We start from the raw sequence: 263 nt of genomic DNA on the forward strand, positions 1-263 counted from the left end.
CGGCCTGGACATCGAAGCCCTGACCCATGTGGTGAACTACGACCTGCCCCAGGTGGCCGAGGATTACGTGCACCGCATCGGCCGCACCGGCCGAGCGGGCGTGAGCGGCGAAGCCGTTTCCCTCATGACTCCGGGCGAGCAACCCCTCCTCGGCGCCATCGCGAAGCTGCTCAACCGCCGCCTGGAGCGCCATCGAGTGCCGAGCTTCGAGGCTCGCCGAGACTCTCTCGCTGGATCCGCCAGCAGCGAATCGGCCGCCGGCG

1 protein-coding gene is annotated in these 263 nt (G+C 69.6%); it reads left to right on the plus strand.

The annotated features are described in order from the left end of the window. On the plus strand, window positions 1–263 hold a 263-nt coding region (locus tag ACTFO6_RS18965), incomplete at both ends, for a helicase-related protein (protein ID WP_439935897.1).

Source organism: Pelomicrobium sp. G1 (assembly GCF_051905455.1).
In the GTDB taxonomy this organism is placed as follows: domain Bacteria; phylum Pseudomonadota; class Gammaproteobacteria; order Burkholderiales; family UBA6910; genus Pelomicrobium.